Raw genomic sequence first — 17,573 nt, 5'->3', positions numbered from 1 at the left:
TTTCCCCGTGACGGTCAACCGAATCGTGCCCGACCTGCAAGCAGCCGATCTGCACGCATCTGCCACGTTCTACCGGCAGATGCTGGGCATGGAGATCGTGATGGACCACGGCTGGATCGTCACGCTCGCCGACCCCGACCGGCCGGAGAATCAGCTGAGCCTGATGACGCACGACGAGTCGGCGAGCGTGGTCCCGGTGGCGTCCCTCGAGGTCGACGATGTGGACGCGGCATACCAGGCCGCGCGCGCCGCCGGTGCGGAGATCGTGCACGAGCTGACCGAAGAGCCGTGGGGCGTGCGCCGATTCTTCGTCCGTGATCCGGCGGGACATGTGGTGAACATCCTCTCCCACAACCGATAACGCCGCGCGATCGTCCCCGCCGGACACGGTCGTACTCGCACCCGTTGAATAAATATGTAGACCGGTCTACTATCGCCGTATGGGCAAGAAGGGTGAGGCGACCAAGGACGCGCTGATCGAGACCACGCAGGGTTTGATCGAGGCGCGTGGATACTTCGGGACCGGGCTCAACCAGGTCATCGCCGACAGCGGCGCACCGCGGGGATCGCTGTACTTCCACTTTCCGGGCGGCAAGGATCAGCTGGTCGGCGAGACCGTCGCGCGGGCGAGTGCGGGTATCGACGCGCTGATCGGGAGCATCGAGGCCACCGACGCGAAGCAGTTGATGGCCGTGCTGTTGTCCGCGGTGGGGCAGCGCCTCGAGGCATCGAACTGGAATCAGGGTTGCCCGGTCGCGACCGTCGCGCTGGAGACGGCGGCCACCAACGACGCGATCCAGCAGGTCTGTTCGACCGCATACGCCGGCTGGCATCGAACTCTTCGCGCCAAGCTCGTCGCCGACGGCCGCGCCGACGCCGACGACCTGGCCACCTTCCTGCTGTCGCTGCTGGAGGGGGCCATGCTGCTGGCCAGGGCGCACCGGAGCACGGAACCGTTCGCGGCGGTCACCCGTGTGATCGACAGCCTGCTCTGAAATCCCCCTGCGGGCTCCGGCCCGTCGGTCTGTTCAAAAAATATGTAGACCTGTCTATAGAAAAGAGTGCGATCATGCGGATACACCATCTGAACTGCGGTAGCACCGAACCGCTCGGCGGAAAGTTGATGGGCGGTGCGGGGCACCCGCTGCGGAAAGCGCACGGCATCTGCCATTGCCTGCTCCTCGAGACCGAGAACGCCCTCGTGCTGGTCGATACGGGACTCGGCATGAAGGACATCGAGAATCCGGTCGAGCGCCTGGGTAAGTCCTTCGTCCGGTTGGCGCGGCCGGTGCTGGATCCGGAACAGACCGCGCTGCAACAGATTCGGGGTCTGGGGTACGACCCTCGCGACCTGACCCATATCGTGCTGACCCACCTGGACCCCGATCACGCGGGTGGCCTGTCGGATTTCCCGCAGGCGCGGGTGCATCTCCTCGCGGAGGAGCATCGCGCGGCGACCTCGGGCGGCGGGCCGAAGAACTCCTCGCGAGTGAATCACCGGCAGTGGGCCCACGGTCCGCGCTGGGAGACCTATTCGGCATCGGCGGGTGATCGGTGGTTCGGATTCGACGCGGTACGCGAATTGCGCGGCCTACCACCGGAAATACTGCTGATTCCGCTCCCCGGACACACCTACGGCCACAGCGGCGTCGCGGTCCGGCTGGATTCGCTCTCGGGCACGGCGGAGAAATGGCTGCTGCACGCCGGGGACGCCTACTTCGTCCATACCGAACTCGATCGCGACCATCCCCGCGCGCCGATGGGCGTGGCGGCGTTCGAGCGGAAACAGGCGGTCGACGCCGCCGCGCGGGAAACCAATCAGGCCCGCCTGCGCGCGCTGGTCAATTCCCACTCCGATCGGGTCGAGCTCATCTCCGCGCACGATCCCGCGGAGCTCGCCCGCTACGGAGCGGTCACGGCGACATCGCCGCGATAGATCCATCCACGAAAGGAAAGCTCATGCCGCTTGTTCATGTGACTCTGGCCGAGGGAACCACCTCACCGGAGCAGCGCGCCCGGATCGGTGACGGGATCTATCGCGCCCTCGTCGACGTCGCGAATGTGCCGGAGAACGACCGGTTCCAGGTCTTCGACGAAGTTCGCTCCACCAACCTGATCTACGACCCCGCGTATATTGGATTCGACCGCAGCCCGTCCGTGTTGTTCGTTCAGATCTTCTTCAACGCCGGTCGGAGCCCGGAAATCAAACGCGCGCTCTACCAGCGGATCGCCGAGAATCTCGCCGAGGCGGGAGTGCGCGGTGACGATATTCTCGTCAACCTCGTCGACGTGCCGAAGGAGAACTGGTCGTTCGGGCGCGGCGAGCTCAGCTATCCGCCCACGGCCGGGGAAAGTTCGCGATGAAGCTCGCCAATCTGGCGGGCAGGCTCGCGATCATCACCGCCGGCGGTGCCGTCGATGTCGAGCGAACCAGCGGCGGCGAATTCGATGCCGACCCGCAGGGCGTCTTCGAACAATGGGACTCGTTCGTCGAATGGGTCACGAGTATCGGCGATCTCGCAGCGATGGGATGCGCGTACGACCCGCTGGACCTGCGGGCACCGGCACCGTGGCCGCGCCAGATCTTCGCGATGGGTTTCAACTATCGCGCGCATGCCGAGGAATTCGGCACCACGGTGCATACCGGACTGCCGCCGGTATTCACCAAGTTCGCCGGTAGCATCACCGGCCCGTACGGATCCGTGGTGTTACCGGCGGACACGGTCGACTGGGAAGTGGAACTCGTCGCCGTCCTCGGCAGACGCGCGTGGCAGGTCGGCGAGGACCGGGCGTGGCAGTGCGTCGCCGGTCTCACGGTCGGGCAGGACCTGTCCGAGCGTGAGACCCAATTACGGGGTGACACACCACAATTCAGCCTGGGCAAGTCGTATCCCGGCTTCTCCCCGATGGGGCCGTGGCTGGTCACGCCCGAGGAGTTCGACAACCCGCACGACCTGCGGATCACCACCGAACTCAACGGCGTCCTCGTCCAGGATGCCCGCACCTCCCACATGATCACCGCCGTGCCGGCCCTGATCTCCCGGCTGTCCCGGATCGTGCCGCTGCTGCCGGGAGATGTCGTCTACACCGGGACACCGTCCGGGGTCGGCTCCCGGCAGCACCCGCCGCGCTTCCTGCGTCCGGGCGACGAACTCGTCAGCACCATCGCCGGCATCGGCGCCCTGCGCCACCACATGATCGCCGGACCCACATCCGAACTCACGGAAGGCAATTGCCATGACTGACACCATCGCCGCTCGACTCGAAGAACGAGGCATCACCCTCGGGCCGCCGCCCGCGGCCGCCGGCGTCTACACCGCGACGGTCACGGTCGGTGACCTGCTCTTCACCTCCGGGCAGGTCGCCGCCGACGCCGAGCACGGCCTGCTCGCCCGCGGACTGCTGGGACGGGAGGTCGACGTCCCGACCGGGGTCGCCTGCGCCCGGCAGTGCGCGATCAATGTCGTCGCACAGGTGGCGGCGGCGCTCGGCAGTCTGGATCGCGTCCGGCGCGTCGTCAAACTGACCGTATTCGTCGCGGGCACACCCGAATTCACCGAGCAGCCGATCGTCGCGAACGGCGCGTCGGAATTGATCGTCGACATCTTCGGCGAGATCGGCGTCCATGCCCGCTCGGCGGTCGGCGTCGCCGCGCTGCCCGCCGGTAGCCCGGTCGAGGTCGAAGCCGTCTTCCGGATCGAAGCGGCCGTGGCATGAACGCGATCGCGACGACGCGGGACAACGGCTGGTTGCTCGGCGTGGGGAATGTGCCGCTGTACTACCGGATCTGGCGGCCCGCCGGCGCCGCGGCCACCGCGGTCCTCGTCACGCACGGCCTGGGCGACCACGGCGGTCGCTACGACCGATTCGCCGAATTCCTCGCGAACGCCGGATTCGCGGTCTATGCCCTGGACCAGCGCGGGCACGGTCGCTCGGCCGGCCCGCGGACCGCGGGCGACATCGACGACTCCGTGGCCGACCTGGCCACGATGGTGACCCATCTCAAACGAGACCTGTTGCACGAGAAGGTATTTCTGGTCGGCCACAGCTGGGGCGGTCTCGTCACGCTGGCCTGCGCGGTGGACCACCCCGGCGACATCGACGGTCTCATCCTCTCCGCCCCGGCGGCGCGGCCTAAGAATGTGTCGGCGATCCAGATCCTGATCGGCAAGGCGCTCGCCGGTATCGCGCCCGGTATCGGGGTCGCGACGGTCCCCTACGACAAGGCGAGCCGGGACCCCGAAGTCGTTGCGGCGCAACGCATCGACCCGTTGACCTATCAGGGTCCGATCCGCGCGAGGATGGCGAGCCGGACCCTCGTCACCATGAAACGCGTCGCCGCGGCCCTGCCCGCGGTATCGATCCCGGTCCTGTTGCTACACGGCACCGCGGACGTGATCGCGGACCCGGCCACCAGCCGCTACGTCCACGACACGATCGGATCGGCCGATCGGACACTGCGGCTCTACGACGGTCTGTGGCATCAGCTGTTCAACGAGCCCGAGCACGACACCGTCTACACCGATGTCGAGAACTGGCTCGCCGAACGCGTCGGCGGGAGGTGAGCAGCCGGTGAGAGCTTTCACCGGGGGTGGTGTGCGGGCCGGTCCGCCGCCGGGGGTTCGTGGCGGAGCAGTGCGCGGGCGGCCGTCACGCAGCGGTGGGTGCGGTCGTGGACGCTCTCTCCGGCTCGGGCTCTGGTGAGCATGGGGATTTCGAGGCCGATGACGGTGTCGGTGGGGACGGCGTCGAGGATTTCGCGGAGGGGGAGTTCGCCGTCGCCGGGGGCCGCGCGGTCGAGGGTGTCCGCCCGGTAGGTGGCGGCTTGCTGGTGGACGGTGTGGTCGCTGAGTTGTACGTAGGCGATGAGCGCGGGGTCGACGGCGGCGAGGTCGGCGGCCCGATGCCCGGCGCGAACGAGGTGCAGCGTGTCGATCAGCAGCCGGCACTGCGGTCGCGCGACGGCGGTGACGATTGCCAGCGCTGCCGGTAGGTCCGGGATGGTCAGCGAGGGAGCGAATTCCACGACCACCTGCATGCCGCGGGCCGCGGCCAGGTCGGTGAGGTGTCCGATCTGGTCGGCGGTGCGATGGTGGTCGGTGTCCAGGCTGGTGGTCGCGATCCGCGCACATCCGAGTTCGGCGAACACGTCGAGATCCGGTGCGCTGTCGCGGATGTCGCGGCCGGCCCGGATCACGAACCCTTCGCCCAGGGAGACGCTGACCTCACCGGCGGTGAGCGCGGCGCGGGTGCGGCGGCGCAGGCCGGGATCGTCGCGCAGGGAGTAGGGCGGGTAGCCGTGGGGATTGTCGGGTGTGCCGGTGAGCGCGAGGCCGAGGTACCGGCAACCGAGTTCTGCGGTGAGGTGGACGAATTCGACCGGTGGCAGTCCGAAGACCGTCTGGAATTCGATCCCCAGGAGGTCGCCGGGACCGGGCTGCGGTGAATGAGACTTCGACACAGTGCTTTCCGTCGGTCGGTGGGGTCGGCCAGATCCCGATCGCCGGGATCCATCGTCCGGTGCAGCAAGGGGTGTCGGTGGCGCCGGCATCTCGCACCCGCGCCTCGACCCGGCCGCCACACAGACCGCCGCACGCATGATCGTCTCCTTCCCACCGGACCACCTGTCCCGCCGGAAGCGAAGATAACCACACACGAACCTGATATGGAATATGGTCTCCTATAATTTATAGGAGAGACCGTCCCGTTGAATGCAGACTGACCTGCGAATTGTCCGACATTTTCGGACGAGCTGTGTAGACGTCATGCCGTATCGGCAACAGGCCGGGAGACCGCGCGATACCACTGTCGACGTCGCGCCGCACGATTGGTCATCCCCGGCATCGCATCGTGCGGCAGTGGCGCGCTGATCACCGGGTGGCACGCGGGGGTCAGGCGGGTCCCTTCCCGGGCCCCGTGACCTCGCCTGCTCGGTCGATCCACCATGTCAACCGGTACGGCCTGCTCAAATTCCTCCACCTTGACATACGAGACTACTAACGCGAGAGTAGTCTCATGAGTGTGAGTAGGTTGTTCGTCTTGAGCACACTGGCCGAGCGCGGACCGATGCACGGGCATCAGATGCGCTTACAGGTCGCCGAGGACCGGGCCGAGAGCTGGACCGATATCAAGCCCGGTGCGATATATGGGGTGCTGACCCGCCTGGTGCGTGAGGGTCTGGTCGAGGAGGTGCGTACCGAACGGCAGGGCAACTACCCCGAGCGCACGATCTACCGGATCACCTCCGATGGTCGGCGCGCACTGGAGACCCTGCACGACCAGATGCTCCGGACGGTGGTGGTGGCCACCGATCCGTTCGACCTCGCGTTGGCGCACAGCGGCTCGGTGTCCGAGGACATCCTCCACGAAATCACCCGTGCGCGGCTGCTCGAACTCGGTGCTTCGCTGGCCACTGCCGAAAGCCGGCTGACCGGTGCGCTGCCGTGGTTGAGCACCGCCGAGAAATTGGTGGCCGAGCATCAGATCGCGCGGCTGCGCACCGAAATCGCCTGGCACGAGCAATTGCGCGACAACATCGCGAAGATCGCACACGAAGGAGCCTGACATGTCCGTATTGGTAACCGGTGCGACCGGCACCGTCGGCCGATCGGTCGTCGCGCGGCTGGCCCGGTCCGGGCTCGCGGTCAAGGCCATGGCCCGCCGTCCCGGCCGGGTCGAATTCCCGAGCGGTGTCATCCCGGTCGCGGCCGATCTCGACGACCGGGGTGCGGTGCGTGCCGCGCTCGCCGAGGTGGATCGGGTGTTCCTGCTGACCACCGGGCCGCAGGGGCCGAGGCAGGATCGCATCGTCGCCGAGGCGGCCGCACTGGCCGGTGTCGATCATGTGGTGAAGCTGTCGGTGCTGGGCATCAGCGAAGGGGCGGACGATCCGATCACCCGCTGGCATCGGGAGGGCGAGGAGGCCGTACAGCAATCGGGACTCGCGCACTCGTTCCTGCGCGCCGGGGGCTTCATGAGCAACACCCTCGCCTGGGCATCGGCGATCGCCGAATACGGAACGGTGGAAACACCTTTCGCCGATCTGCCGTTCGCGGCGATCGCGCCGGAGGACATCGCGGACGTCGCCGCGGCCCTGCTGACCGGACGGCCGAGCGGTGGCACGAACTACGCGCTGGCCGGGCCGGAAACGATCACCCCGCGCGAGCAGGCTGCCGTGCTGGCCGACCTGCTCGACACCGCTGTTCGCGTCGTCGACCTGGACCCGGACCGGGCTCGGGAGCGGATGGTCGGCTACGGCATGCCACCGGAAACTGCTACCGCCGTCCTGGCCACCCTCGCAGGTCCCGCGCACGGGTACGGCCGGACCCCGACGAAGGACGTGGAATCGGTGACCGGAAAGCCGGCCACTACGTTCCGTGAATGGGCAGCGGCGCACATCGCCGAATTTCACGACCCCGCCCCGGCCTGGTAGCCGCGATCAAGGAGTAATTCGATGACCACCCTCGCACCATCCGACGACGAAACCCGAATCCGCGCCCTGTATCAGCGCATGCTCGACGGCTGGCAGGATGCCGACGCCTACGCCGAATGCTTCGCTCCCGACGCCGAGTACATCATCGCCAACGGCATGCTCGAACGCGGCCGGCAGGAAATCATCGACGGACACCGGCTCATCTTCTCCGCATGGGCTCGCAACAGCCGGCTCGAAGGACGGATCGACCGAATCCGATTCCTGACACCGACGGTCGCGATTGTCACCGCATATGGCCACATCGCCTTTCCCGACCACCGTTCGAGCGAGGAGAACGAGCGCACCATCTACACCCTGACCGCGCAGAAGGCGGAGGACGGCTGGATCTTCGTCGCTTACCAGAACACTCCGATCGGTGGCCATTGATGCGCCGGACCTTGTTCGCATTCGCATTTCTCGTCCCGTTCGGCCTGACCGGATGCGCCGAGCACGCGACATCCGCCCCGAGCGATCCGGGCACCCGCGCCGCTATGACAGTCGGAGACGAGTCGGCGATAAGGACCCTCTACCGGAGTCTGCTCGACAGTTGGCCCGATCCCGACGCCTACGCCGCCCACTTCGCGGCGGAGTCGATTACATCATCGCCGACGGCACCGTCGAACACGGACGCGGTGACATCATCCATTGTCATCACACGATTTTCGGCACCTGGGCGCGCAACAGCACGCTGGCCGGCGACATCGACAACATTCGTTTCCTGACACCGGACGTGGCGGTCATCACGGCCCACGGTCACATCGTGCTACCCGATAATCCCCATCCGCCCCGCAATACGGTCTACACCCTCACCACCCACAAAACGGACCGGGCCTGGTCCATCGTCGCTTACCAGAACACCCCCGTCGAAGGCTCGTAGTGATGACCATTCTCGTGCTGGGTGCCACCGGAACCGTCGGCACCCATGTTGTCCGGAAGTTGTTGTCGCGCAACGAGACCGTGCGTGTCCTCAGTCGCGGGGAAACGGCGCGGCAGTCCTTCCCGGATGCGGTGGAATTCGCCGTGGGTGACCTGCTGGACCCAGCCGCGGCGGCAAGGGCATTCGACGGCGCACATGCGGTATTCCTGCTGAATGCCGTGAGCCCCACCGAGTCCCACGAAGCACTCGCTGCGCTGAACCACGCTCGCGACGCGGGCGTGAGCCGCATCGTGTACCTGTCGGTCCACAAGGTCGACAACGCACCGACCATCCCGCACTGGGGTGCCAAGGTCGGCGTCGAGGCAGCATTGGCACGCTCGCGAATCCCGTTCACGGTCCTGCGGGCGAACCATTTCTTCCAGAACGACCTCTGGGCCGAACAAGCGATGCTGACCCACGGTATCTACAACCAGCCGATCGGCGGTGTCGGACTGTCCCGCGTCGATGCGCACGATATCGCCGAGGCAGCGGCGATCACCCTCACCACCCCCGGACACGAGGGCAAGTTCTACGACCTCGTCGGTCCCGAAGTCCTCACCGGCGACTCGACCGCGGCGATCTGGAGCCGGGCATTCGGCCGGCCGATCCGCTACGCAGGCGATGACCTCATCGCCTGGCAGCGCGCCAACGCCGGCCACCTCCCACCATGGATGGTTTTCGACCTGGTCAAGATGCACGAATACTTCCAGCGCGACGGTCTCATCGCGTCCCCCGAGGCCATCGCCACCCTCACCCGGCTACTCGGCCGCCCACCCCGGTCACTGGCACAGTTCGCCGCCGAAACCACACGCGCACGGCAACCCTGACCCCACTCCGATCGGGCCGGTGCATCGAGAAAACTTCGCGGCGGTGATCTCACGTTCGGTCGCGTCCCGGCGTCTACGGGGTGTCACTGCGCCGGAAGGCGGACCGGTGGCATTCGATGAGAGAAGGACGAGAACATGTCGCTCGAGAAAAACAAGGAGATCGTCGGTCGCTGGTTCACCGAGTTCTGGGGCAATCCGTTCCATCCGGAGGTCATCGACGAGCTCGCCGCACCCGACATCCGGTTCGAGTATTCGCTGCACCAGCCGATGCGCGGGCGCGACGAGGTGCGCGCGTTCGCGACCCGGTTCCGTACCGCGTTCCCGGACCTGAATTTCTGGGGCACCGCGGATCTCATCGCCGAGGGTGACTATGTGGTGGGCCAGTGGGAGGGCGGTGGCACCCACACCGGCCCGATCGTGTTCGACGATCTGCCGATCGGCTCGGTTCCCGCGGCGTCGGGCAAGACGATGCGCTTCACCGGTACGACGGTGCTCGAGGTGGTCGACGGTCTGATCGTCGCGGAGATCGGGCTCGACGACGGCGTGAAGGTGCTGCAGCAGCTCGGGATCATCCCGGCCGCCTGACCGATCCCCGGAACCAGCCCATGATCGTCGGGGACCGGCCGGTCCCCGACGATTCGGGATCGGGATCTCACGTTCGGTGCCCGGCGGGCGTCTACCTGGTTGGAACGAGAGAGAGGGGAAGCAGATGAATACTCGGCACACCGTGATCGATACCGCGACACTCGGCCCCGTCACGATCGTGGCGACCGACGCAGCGGTCACCGGACTGTATTTCCGGCAGCACATCCGGCGACCGGCCCAGGAGCTGTTCGGGCCGTCGGTGTCGTTCGTCGGCGACACCGTCCTGGGAGAAGCCGTCGGCCAGTTGCTCGAGTATCTGCTCGGCCAGCGTCGCGACTTCGACCTGCCGTTGAACCCGGCCGGTGACGACTTCCGGCAACAGGTGTGGAGGGAGGTCGGTGCCGTCCCGTTCGGCGAGACCACCACCTACGGGCGGATCGCACAGCGGCTCGGTGACCGTTCCGCCGCCTATTCGGTCGGCCGGGCCATGGGAGCCAACCCGCTGTGTATCTTCATCCCGTGCCACCGGGTGATCGGCGCGAACGGATCACTGACCGGATACGCGGGCGGCCTGAAGCGCGAGCGCGTGCTGCTCGAACTCGAGGAGCCGGCCGCGGTCAGCGTGGGAAGGCTGTTCTGACCGTGAAACCACCCTTCGAGACGATCGTGGCCGAGCACGGGCCCACCGTGCTGCGGGTCTGTAGGGTCGTCCTCGGCGGCCACGACGCCGAGGACGCCTGGTCGGAGACATTCTTGGCCGCGATGCGCGCCTACCCGGAGCTACCGGAGACCGCGAATGTGGAGGCGTGGCTGGTGACCATCGCCCACCGCAAGGCCATCGACGTGGTCCGCGCTGCCGAACGCAATCCACTGCCCGTGCAGGATATGCCTGAGAAGTCCGCCGGCACCGGTGTCGTCGGCTCCGACGACACCGGTGTCTGGGCGGCCGTCGCGGCCCTGCCGGACAAACAGCGCCGATCCGTCGCGTACCACTATGTGGCCGGCCTGTCCTACGCCGAGATCGCGCAGATCCTCGGCGGCACCACCGACGCAGCGCGCCGCGCCGCCGCGGATGGTGTGAAGAATCTGCGCAGAACCTACTCGGGCGCGACACCGGAAGGAGCAACACGATGAACGAGATGCACCGCGACGATGATGTGATCGCCGCCCTGTCGGCGCCCGTGGACGAGACGACTCTGGCTCGGCTGCACCGAGTGCTGGAACGCAAGGCCGAACAGGCCGACCTGATCGACGTCGCCTACACCACCATGGACACCCCCGTCGGACGGCTGCTGCTGGCCGCCACGCCGAAGGGCCTGGTGCGGGTGGCCTACGCCCGCGAGGATCACGACCAGGTCCTCGTGACTCTGGCCGACAAGGTGAGTCCCCGGATCCTGCGGGCACCGCGCCGCCTCGACGAGGTGATGCGCGAGCTCGACGAGTACTTCGCTCGCCGGCGCACGTCCTTCGACCTACCGCTGGATCTGTCGCTGTCGCACGGCTTCCGGCAGATCGTGCAGCAACACCTGCCCGAGATCGGTTATGGGCAGACCCGGAGCTACGCCCAGGTCGCCGCACTGGTCGGAAACCCGAAGGCGGTGCGAGCGGTCGGTACCGCGTGTGCGACCAACCCGCTGCCGGTGATCGTGCCGTGCCACCGGGTGCTGCGCGCGGACGGCAGCCTCGGCGGATACGTCGGCGGCGCCGATGCCAAGCACGTGCTGCTGGACCTCGAGGCCGCCGCATGAGCACCGCCACGCACTCGGATCGCTGGTCCGAGCGCGCCGGCCGGGTGGATTGGGCGGCGGTCGGCGCCGATATCGACGCAGACGGCGGCGCACCCCTGCCCGGCCTGCTCACCAGCGAAGAAGCCGCCACGATCGCGGACCTCTACGACCGGCCGAAGCTGTTCCGCAGCACCGTCGACATGAACCGGCACCGATTCGGCTCCGGCGAATATCGCTACTTCGCCACCCCCTACCCCGAACCGATCGAACGGCTGAAGCAGGCGCTCTACCCACGGCTACTGCCGATCGCGCGCGACTGGTCTGCTCGATTGGGGCGGCCCGCGCCGTGGCCGGACACCCTCGACGAGTGGCTGGCCGTGTGTCACGCTGCCGGTCAGACGAAGTCGACGGCGATCCTGCTGCGCTACGGCCCGGGGGATTGGAACGCGCTCCATCGAGACCTGTACGGGGAGTTGGTGTTTCCGCTGCAGGTCGTGATCGGGCTCGACCGGCCGGGCATCGACCACACCGGTGGGGAGTTCCTGCTCGTCGAGCAACGCGCCCGAGCCCAATCACGCGGCACCGCAACCCAACTCGAGCAGGGCGACGGTTTCGTGTTCACCACCCGGGATCGGCCGGTCCGGACCGCGCGGGGCTGGTCGGCGGCCCCGGTCCGCCACGGCGTGTCCACGGTCCGCTCCGGCCACCGGCGCACCCTGGCACTGGTGTTCCACGATGCCGCCTGAGCACTCGGCCCGCACCTACCTGCTGCTCGACGCCGCGGGGCACCCGTACCGATCCGCGACCGCCGGTCGGTGGGGCGGGCACCGGCGCAGCAGGATCTACGGCCGCCTGGACTGCCGCTCGGCGCTGCGCGCGATCGAGGCCGGCCACTACGTGAAGTACCGGGTGTTCTTCGCCGACGAAGCCACCGCGGTCGCGGCCGGCTACCGCCCCTGCGCGGTCTGCTGCCCCGACCGCTATCACGCCTGGACGGAGTCCACCCGATGACCGCGTCGCCCGAAACCCCACTCCTGCACGACATATCGCGCTCCGGCGACGTTCCCGCTGCCACCGATGCCGAGATCGCCGGGATCGTCGCGGTGGCGCGCGCGAGGGGCGTCCGCGCCCTGACGCTGGGCTCCGGCCGTACCCCGGCCGCGATCGCTACCGTGGATGCGGTCGCGGTCGAGTGGGAACGCGGCGGCGGCCGGATCGCCGATCACGTCACCTGGCCCGAGACCGCGGCGTCGTGGCTGCGCCAGGCCCGCCGGTTCACCACCACCACACCGGATTTGTGGGTCATGACCGGGCCACGACCGGGCTGGGCCCAGATGACCCGGCGCCTGCTGTGGTCGACCCCGTGGTCGGCCGCCGACACGATCGTCACCTCGGTGATCGCCGATCCAGCCGCTCTCGCGCTGGTCGGGACGGCATATCTGGAAGGATTGACCGGTGTCGATGCCGAGGGATCGGCGTGGACCGTCACCGACGGCTTGCTCCGGCCCGGACAGCGGTCCCGTCTCGCTGCGGAGTAGCGAGTCGCAGCCGTATCCCGCTGTGTAACTGCCGATTCCGGACCCGCACGCGATCGGCGTCGCTGCACCGACATTCCGGCCGGTCTCCTCTGCCTCGCCGCGTCGGTGCTGGCCCCGTCGATCCGCGCTGGGGGTCGGCTGGACTCCCGGGAATTCGGCAGGCATTCTGTGATGTCGGGTACTGTCCAGGCAGCCGGCCGAAGGGCGTTTGCCGGGAGTCTCCGGGAGGAGCGCTGACCGCCACGGTCGCGACTCGGGACGGTATGGAGTGTAGTGGTGAGAGGGCGACGTCGGTGCCGGAGAAAAGCCTCGAGCTCGGGATTCGACATCGCTTGGCACGTATTATGCGACACCTGCGTGAGCGGGCCGGTCTGACTCGTCAGCAATTGGCGGCACTGCTGTGGATCAGTGAAAAATCCGTCGAAGCTCTCGAACGCGGGGATCGCGGGATCAAGATCGAAACGGTGTGGAAATACTTCGATACGCCCGAACTGGTCATGTCCGAACCGATGCTCGATCATGTGATCGAGGTGCTGACGGGGCGTGCGCGGCTGGTCGACAATTTGGAGAAGCCCACGGACCGTGAAATATCCTTCTGTGATCGGCAGCCCGGGCCGGCGATGATGTTTGCGCAGGGATCCTTCGATCTGGGATATTGCAACGAGCAATCCCGCCAATGGCTCGACGGCGTCGACGAATACAAGAATCTGATCATGTGGATGATGCTGGATGGTCGCGCCAAGGACGTATTCGGGGAACGAGGCTGGGAACCGTTCGCCTATCTGCTGATTCTGGCGCTGGAGCACCTGTCGATCGAACTGGTCGGCGAACCTCGCAGACGGGCGCTGATCGGGTCGGTCAGCCGGGCCGAGGAATACGAGGAACTGTCGCGCCGGCGAATACACTACGACGTCGCGGTACCGGAGATATTCACTCTGCGCAACCTCGGTACCGGTGAGACGGCAGACTTCTATTTCGGGTCCTGGCGATCGTTTTTTCCACAGAAACGGCCGGACTGGCAGCATATGATCTTCTGGCGCGTATAGCGCGCGCCGGTGCCTCCCGGCCGTGCTCCGCGCACGGCTCCGTGATGTCGGCCGAGTGCGCCGGTCCCCGGTCCTCGCTGTCAGCGAATTGAGCTCGGCTACAACCTGATCCGGTACCGCGCGTCCGAGCCGGGGGCACCGGCTCGGACGGCGTTCGGCCCCCGGCCACGAGCCCGGCCGATTGCCTCCGGAACGGCAGGATCGCCTGCGGTTTCCGGGGAATCGGTGAGCAAGTGGCCGAGATCCCCTCCTTGCCGGACCGGATTCGATTCATCCGATTCATTCTCCGGGAAAGTCCGGTCGGGAAATCGATGACTTCCCGGACATGTTCGAAATTTGTGTCGGTGAAACCTGCCTTTCGTTCGATACGTCCCGGCACCCCCCGGCGCCGAAACGTGTCACATATCAATGGATCGCACGCCGATCGGGCATGGTGCCGACGGCGTGTATCTCCGAGCGTATCGTGCGGCCACCGGACTCGCATCACCGCAGGTGCCTACATGTTGTAGGAATTCGAGCCCGGACTCCTACAAATCCGGGGTGCGCGGCCTTCGATGCCTACGAATCATAGGAGTTCGCGTGCGTACTCCTACAAAAAATGGGGCCGGAAAGGATTGCGTCGCAGTGAGATTTTCGCGATGCTTGGGATATTCACCCCGGCCGGTCACCTCGGGTATCGCCGCCTCCGTCACCACGCGAAAGAGGGCATGTGATGGTCATATCGTCCTTGTTGAATGCATTTCGGCGAGAGAAATATCGGGGTTTTGCCGAGGAAGTGCCCGAGATGGTCGGTGACCACGAGTGTGGTGTGGCGAGCGACGAATCGGAAGAGATATGGGGACATCGCATGGCCGGTCTGCTGCACGGATGGTTGCAGGTGCGCGCGAAGATCGAACAGACCGGTACGGGCGAACGGAGCGCATGATGACGCCGAACCTGTCGCACTTGCCGGACGATCGCCTTCTGCCGCCGGTGCCGGAGCCTCCGGAACAGAGACTCGCACGGTTGCTCGCCGAAGCGCTACGGACCCAGGCTGATTCGCGTCGTGACGCGACCTACGTCGGCCCGGACCTGCCCGACGAAATCCTGCTGCAGGGAGGGTTCGATCTCGAACAGGCCGTGCGGATCCTGGCGACCGCCTGGCCTCGCCCCCTGCCTTGGAGACGCCGGCAGATGCTCCTGCCACTACTCATGGAAGCGCTGAGAAGACAGGTCGAGTCGCGCGACAGCGGAGCATTCCTCGGCGCCTACCCAGACGGCGTCCTCCTCGACGGGTGGTGGGACCTGGAGGCGGCGTTGAGCTACGTCCTGGCCGCCATGCCACCCGATGCCGCCCCTCGTCGGACCGGCCTGAGGTTTCTGACCGGTTCACCGCGCCACACAGCCGGATGAGCGGGCGGTGTCGACGGGGGTGCCGCGCGGCGTGGGTGGCCAGCATGGACCCGTTGCCCGGCGGTGATTGGTCCGGTGAACTGGTGACGGTCATCGGGACCGCGCCGTCGTGCACGCGGCGAGCGCGGCCTCGGCGGCCGGACCCATGCCGCCGGTGGCCTGCATGTGCTCGATGCCGTTGCGAATGATGTTGTGCCACTGGTCATCAGCTGCCGGGCGACGGTCGCGGCGGCCGGGTGGTGGTCGACCGGTTGCCCGACGTTATCGGGCAATCTCTGTCGCACGCCGGTACCAGAGTTCGGCCTCGGCTGAATTACCTTGCTGCTGAAGCAGATCCGCGAGGTTGCGCATCGCGTACATGTCGCCGGCCTCGGAAGCCTGCCGGTACCAGGATTCCGCGGCCGACGCATCGCCTTGTCTCTTGATGAGGTGTCCGAGGTTGCGCATCGCGCTCGTGTTACCGGCCTTCGCGGCACGCCGGTACCAGGTGATGGCGTCGGCTGTGTCGCCCTTCCGTTTGAACAGGTGTCCCAGGGCGTAGGCCGCCTCGTTGCTGCCGGCCTCCGCGGCACGCCGGTACCAGTGTTCGGCTTCGGCCGGGTTTTTCCCACTGAATCCGACACCCAGGCTGTACATCGCGGCAGCGTTGCCGGCGTCGGCGGCGTGCCGCCACCAGGTTTCGGCTTCGGCGATGTTGCCCTGCCGCACCAGCCCTTCCGCCTTGGCGAGCATCGCGTTGCCGACGTCGGCCGCACGTCCACGCCAGATTTCGGCGTCGGCGGTTCTCCCTCGTCGGCCGAGCAGATCGCCGAGGCTGCGCATGGCGTTCAAATCCCCCGCTCGGGCAGCACGTTCCAAGCTTTCGATCTCGGCGTCCTCGTCGAGATCCTCGGTCACCGCGAGTACCGGGTCGCGCGGACGTCCGAACAGGCGCAGCTCGCCGGCGATATCGATACCACGGCGGTGCGGGCGGGGATGCCCGTCCCGGTGCAGGCACCGGTCGGTTTCCCGGTACAGCTCGTCGAGGGTGCCACCGGTGGTGGCAGCGGCGAGCAGCGCGGCGGTGAACGCGGTGTTGCGCCGACCGGCCGGAGCGAACGACGGTTCGTTCGCCGAGCACGACGCGATCGTGTAGGTCCCGCGGATATCGGTCTGCCCGGCGACCAGGCTGGGCAGGTCGGCCATGGCTTCGAAGGCGCGGCCGGCGAAGCAGCAGTCCAGGATCAGGATCCGGGCGCGGGCGCCGCTGTCGAGGATCTCCTCGCGCAGAACCTCGAACGGCACCGTGGTCCACCGGATCCGATCAGGGTCACTGCTGGTCACGGTGAGGTGCAGGCGCCCTCGGCGGTCGAGCAGCCCGTGACCGGTGTAGTACACCAACAGCACCTCGACCGCCTCCCGCGCGGCCCGACCGACGACATCGCCGACATCGACGGCCCGACCGGAATCGACCACCGTCGCGCACTGTTCGGTGGTGAATGCCGCTCCCGGCCTGGTGAGGATCTCGGCGAGGTCGGCGACGTTCGCCGCGGCGCCGGGGATCGAAGCCAGGCGGTGGTGGTCGTAGCGTGCGGTACCGATCAACACCGCACGAGAATCGCCCGGGCCCTCGGATCCGGTCATTGCGCGGCGCCGCCCGGTGGTTCGAGGAGGCTCCGCAATTCACGCAGCACCTCCTCGGGATCGACGCGGGCACCGTCGAACTCGACGGTGGTATCACCACGGGTGAAGGTGAGTTTCACGTCGGAGCGACGATGGGTCACCCAGGCCGTCAACGACCTCACCAGCGCCGACGCGACCCCGCCCGCGCCGAGCGCCACCCCGATCGCCTCGTACACACCGCCGGACATCTGCCCCGCCCCGGCTCCCGCAGCCACCGGCCGTACCCGGCCGCGCAGGACGTCATCGTGACCGAACCAGTCCAGCAGTGCGAGCACTTCGTCCGGGCCACCCTCGACCCCGATCGTCAACTCTGAATTCCCCTCCGACACAAGGGACATCCTGCCTCAGTGCCGCGCTCGGTTCACCTCGACGTCGGATACCAGCGGTTCTCGGGCGGCAGCGAGCATCG

At 67.2% G+C, this 17,573-nt stretch carries 25 protein-coding genes; 22 read left to right on the top strand and 3 right to left on the bottom strand.

The genetic code is table 11. The annotated features are described in order from the left end of the window. Positions 1-7: 7 nt before the first annotated feature. The 7 genes from G361_RS0129520 (at position 8) to G361_RS0129490 (ending at position 4,565) form a co-directional block, all read left to right on the top strand. Positions 8-361 (top strand): VOC family protein, encoded by a 354-nt coding sequence (locus G361_RS0129520; RefSeq protein ID WP_019930742.1) that lies wholly within the window; start codon positions 8-10, stop codon positions 359-361. Positions 362-440: 79 nt separating this feature from the next. After that, entirely contained in the window at positions 441-995 is a 555-nt protein-coding gene (locus G361_RS0129515) for a TetR/AcrR family transcriptional regulator (protein ID WP_019930741.1), read from the top strand. Positions 996-1,069: 74 nt separating this feature from the next. After that, positions 1,070-1,936 (top strand): MBL fold metallo-hydrolase, encoded by an 867-nt coding sequence (locus tag G361_RS0129510; protein WP_036495587.1) that lies wholly within the window; start codon positions 1,070-1,072, stop codon positions 1,934-1,936. A 23-nt stretch (positions 1,937-1,959) separates the two neighbouring features. Continuing rightward, positions 1,960-2,364, top strand: coding sequence for a tautomerase family protein (locus G361_RS0129505; protein WP_026343655.1), 405 nt, complete (start codon positions 1,960-1,962; stop codon positions 2,362-2,364). Then, entirely contained in the window at positions 2,361-3,245 is an 885-nt protein-coding gene (locus G361_RS0129500; RefSeq protein ID WP_019930738.1) for a fumarylacetoacetate hydrolase family protein, read from the top strand. Before G361_RS0129505 ends, G361_RS0129500 begins: the two co-directional genes overlap by 4 nt. After that, the gene (locus G361_RS0129495; protein WP_019930737.1) at positions 3,238-3,717 is read left to right on the top strand and encodes a RidA family protein; all 480 of its coding nucleotides are present in this window, start codon (positions 3,238-3,240) and stop codon (positions 3,715-3,717) included. The genes G361_RS0129500 and G361_RS0129495 overlap by 8 nt, the downstream gene beginning before the upstream one ends. Continuing rightward, positions 3,714-4,565 carry an alpha/beta hydrolase gene (locus G361_RS0129490; RefSeq protein WP_019930736.1) on the top strand — a complete coding sequence of 284 codons (852 nt, stop codon included), beginning with the start codon at positions 3,714-3,716 and terminating at the stop codon, positions 4,563-4,565. The genes G361_RS0129495 and G361_RS0129490 overlap by 4 nt, the downstream gene beginning before the upstream one ends. Positions 4,566-4,582: 17 nt before the next feature. Here the strand turns inward: G361_RS0129490 and G361_RS0129485 are convergent, their stop codons facing one another. Continuing rightward, positions 4,583-5,461 (bottom strand): sugar phosphate isomerase/epimerase, encoded by an 879-nt coding sequence (locus tag G361_RS0129485; protein ID WP_019930735.1) that lies wholly within the window; start codon positions 5,459-5,461, stop codon positions 4,583-4,585. 554 nt (positions 5,462-6,015) lie between these two features. Here G361_RS0129485 and G361_RS0129480 point away from each other — a divergent pair. From G361_RS0129480 to G361_RS0129410, 15 genes are all read left to right on the top strand, one after another. Continuing rightward, entirely contained in the window at positions 6,016-6,564 is a 549-nt protein-coding gene (locus tag G361_RS0129480) for a PadR family transcriptional regulator (RefSeq protein WP_026343653.1), read from the top strand. Between the two features lies 1 nt (position 6,565). Then, entirely contained in the window at positions 6,566-7,432 is an 867-nt protein-coding gene (locus tag G361_RS0129475) for an NAD(P)H-binding protein (protein WP_019930733.1), read from the top strand. Between the two features lie 21 nt (positions 7,433-7,453). Continuing rightward, positions 7,454-7,858, top strand: a complete 405-nt coding sequence (locus G361_RS0129470; protein WP_019930732.1) for an SgcJ/EcaC family oxidoreductase — start codon at positions 7,454-7,456, stop codon at positions 7,856-7,858. After that, positions 7,848-8,348 (top strand): SgcJ/EcaC family oxidoreductase, encoded by a 501-nt coding sequence (locus G361_RS47390; RefSeq protein ID WP_155981839.1) that lies wholly within the window; start codon positions 7,848-7,850, stop codon positions 8,346-8,348. The genes G361_RS0129470 and G361_RS47390 overlap by 11 nt, the downstream gene beginning before the upstream one ends. Before the next feature lie 2 nt (positions 8,349-8,350). Further along, positions 8,351-9,214 carry an SDR family oxidoreductase gene (locus G361_RS0129460; protein WP_026343651.1) on the top strand — a complete coding sequence of 288 codons (864 nt, stop codon included), beginning with the start codon at positions 8,351-8,353 and terminating at the stop codon, positions 9,212-9,214. A gap of 135 nt (positions 9,215-9,349) precedes the next feature. Continuing rightward, a complete protein-coding gene (locus G361_RS0129455) occupies positions 9,350-9,799 on the top strand; it encodes an ester cyclase (RefSeq protein ID WP_019930730.1) in 450 nt (149 codons plus the stop codon). 124 nt (positions 9,800-9,923) lie between these two features. Then, positions 9,924-10,439, top strand: a complete 516-nt coding sequence (locus G361_RS0129450; RefSeq protein WP_019930729.1) for a methylated-DNA--[protein]-cysteine S-methyltransferase — start codon at positions 9,924-9,926, stop codon at positions 10,437-10,439. Further along, positions 10,436-10,933: an RNA polymerase sigma factor gene (locus G361_RS0129445; protein ID WP_196814690.1), complete on the top strand. Its 498-nt coding sequence runs from the start codon at positions 10,436-10,438 to the stop codon at positions 10,931-10,933. The genes G361_RS0129450 and G361_RS0129445 overlap by 4 nt, the downstream gene beginning before the upstream one ends. Positions 10,934-10,938: 5 nt before the next feature. After that, the gene (locus G361_RS0129440) at positions 10,939-11,547 is read left to right on the top strand and encodes a methylated-DNA--[protein]-cysteine S-methyltransferase (protein ID WP_231387158.1); all 609 of its coding nucleotides are present in this window, start codon (positions 10,939-10,941) and stop codon (positions 11,545-11,547) included. Continuing rightward, positions 11,544-12,272, top strand: coding sequence for a 2OG-Fe(II) oxygenase (locus G361_RS0129435; protein WP_019930726.1), 729 nt, complete (start codon positions 11,544-11,546; stop codon positions 12,270-12,272). The genes G361_RS0129440 and G361_RS0129435 overlap by 4 nt, the downstream gene beginning before the upstream one ends. Further along, positions 12,262-12,537 (top strand): Ada metal-binding domain-containing protein, encoded by a 276-nt coding sequence (locus G361_RS0129430; RefSeq protein WP_019930725.1) that lies wholly within the window; start codon positions 12,262-12,264, stop codon positions 12,535-12,537. Before G361_RS0129435 ends, G361_RS0129430 begins: the two co-directional genes overlap by 11 nt. Next, complete coding sequence (locus G361_RS0129425) at positions 12,534-13,064, top strand: hypothetical protein (protein WP_019930724.1); 531 nt, start codon at positions 12,534-12,536, stop codon at positions 13,062-13,064. Before G361_RS0129430 ends, G361_RS0129425 begins: the two co-directional genes overlap by 4 nt. A 293-nt stretch (positions 13,065-13,357) precedes the next feature. Continuing rightward, the gene (locus tag G361_RS0129420; protein WP_231387120.1) at positions 13,358-14,110 is read left to right on the top strand and encodes a helix-turn-helix transcriptional regulator; all 753 of its coding nucleotides are present in this window, start codon (positions 13,358-13,360) and stop codon (positions 14,108-14,110) included. Between the two features lie 709 nt (positions 14,111-14,819). After that, positions 14,820-15,035, top strand: coding sequence for a hypothetical protein (locus G361_RS49815; RefSeq protein WP_155981837.1), 216 nt, complete (start codon positions 14,820-14,822; stop codon positions 15,033-15,035). Next, positions 15,032-15,502: a hypothetical protein gene (locus G361_RS0129410; RefSeq protein WP_019930721.1), complete on the top strand. Its 471-nt coding sequence runs from the start codon at positions 15,032-15,034 to the stop codon at positions 15,500-15,502. The genes G361_RS49815 and G361_RS0129410 overlap by 4 nt, the downstream gene beginning before the upstream one ends. Before the next feature lie 261 nt (positions 15,503-15,763). Here the strand turns inward: G361_RS0129410 and G361_RS47385 are convergent, their stop codons facing one another. Both G361_RS47385 and G361_RS47380 read right to left on the bottom strand, forming a co-directional pair. Further along, positions 15,764-17,089 (bottom strand): tetratricopeptide repeat protein, encoded by a 1,326-nt coding sequence (locus G361_RS47385; protein ID WP_155981836.1) that lies wholly within the window; start codon positions 17,087-17,089, stop codon positions 15,764-15,766. 32 nt (positions 17,090-17,121) lie between these two features. After that, entirely contained in the window at positions 17,122-17,472 is a 351-nt protein-coding gene (locus G361_RS47380) for an effector-associated constant component EACC1 (RefSeq protein ID WP_019930719.1), read from the bottom strand. Positions 17,473-17,573: the final 101 nt, after the last annotated feature.

It is taken from the genome of Nocardia sp. BMG111209 (assembly GCF_000381925.1).
Classification (GTDB): Bacteria; Actinomycetota; Actinomycetes; order Mycobacteriales; family Mycobacteriaceae; genus Nocardia.
The sequence above is the reverse complement of the archived record's forward strand: the minus strand, read 5'-3'. Positions and strand labels throughout refer to the sequence as shown.

Excerpts from the sequence above, each read along its gene's own strand:
- G361_RS0129480 (WP_026343653.1), top strand. The coding sequence starts at position 6,016 with ATGAGTGTGAGTAGGTTGTTCGTCTTGAGCACACTGGCCGAGCGCGGA.
- G361_RS0129450 (WP_019930729.1), top strand. The coding sequence starts at position 9,924 with ATGAATACTCGGCACACCGTGATCGATACCGCGACACTCGGCCCCGTC.
- G361_RS0129475 (WP_019930733.1), top strand. The coding sequence starts at position 6,566 with ATGTCCGTATTGGTAACCGGTGCGACCGGCACCGTCGGCCGATCGGTC.
- G361_RS0129470 (WP_019930732.1), top strand. The coding sequence starts at position 7,454 with ATGACCACCCTCGCACCATCCGACGACGAAACCCGAATCCGCGCCCTG.
- G361_RS0129440 (WP_231387158.1), top strand. The coding sequence starts at position 10,939 with ATGCACCGCGACGATGATGTGATCGCCGCCCTGTCGGCGCCCGTGGAC.
- G361_RS0129425 (WP_019930724.1), top strand. The coding sequence starts at position 12,534 with ATGACCGCGTCGCCCGAAACCCCACTCCTGCACGACATATCGCGCTCC.
- G361_RS0129460 (WP_026343651.1), top strand. The coding sequence starts at position 8,351 with ATGACCATTCTCGTGCTGGGTGCCACCGGAACCGTCGGCACCCATGTT.
- G361_RS0129410 (WP_019930721.1), top strand. The coding sequence starts at position 15,032 with ATGATGACGCCGAACCTGTCGCACTTGCCGGACGATCGCCTTCTGCCG.
- G361_RS0129455 (WP_019930730.1), top strand. The coding sequence starts at position 9,350 with ATGTCGCTCGAGAAAAACAAGGAGATCGTCGGTCGCTGGTTCACCGAG.
- G361_RS0129430 (WP_019930725.1), top strand. The coding sequence starts at position 12,262 with ATGCCGCCTGAGCACTCGGCCCGCACCTACCTGCTGCTCGACGCCGCG.
- G361_RS0129510 (WP_036495587.1), top strand. The coding sequence starts at position 1,070 with ATGCGGATACACCATCTGAACTGCGGTAGCACCGAACCGCTCGGCGGA.
- G361_RS0129515 (WP_019930741.1), top strand. The coding sequence starts at position 441 with ATGGGCAAGAAGGGTGAGGCGACCAAGGACGCGCTGATCGAGACCACG.
- G361_RS0129435 (WP_019930726.1), top strand. The coding sequence starts at position 11,544 with ATGAGCACCGCCACGCACTCGGATCGCTGGTCCGAGCGCGCCGGCCGG.
- G361_RS0129500 (WP_019930738.1), top strand. The coding sequence starts at position 2,361 with ATGAAGCTCGCCAATCTGGCGGGCAGGCTCGCGATCATCACCGCCGGC.
- G361_RS0129505 (WP_026343655.1), top strand. The coding sequence starts at position 1,960 with ATGCCGCTTGTTCATGTGACTCTGGCCGAGGGAACCACCTCACCGGAG.
- G361_RS0129495 (WP_019930737.1), top strand. The coding sequence starts at position 3,238 with ATGACTGACACCATCGCCGCTCGACTCGAAGAACGAGGCATCACCCTC.
- G361_RS0129490 (WP_019930736.1), top strand. The coding sequence starts at position 3,714 with ATGAACGCGATCGCGACGACGCGGGACAACGGCTGGTTGCTCGGCGTG.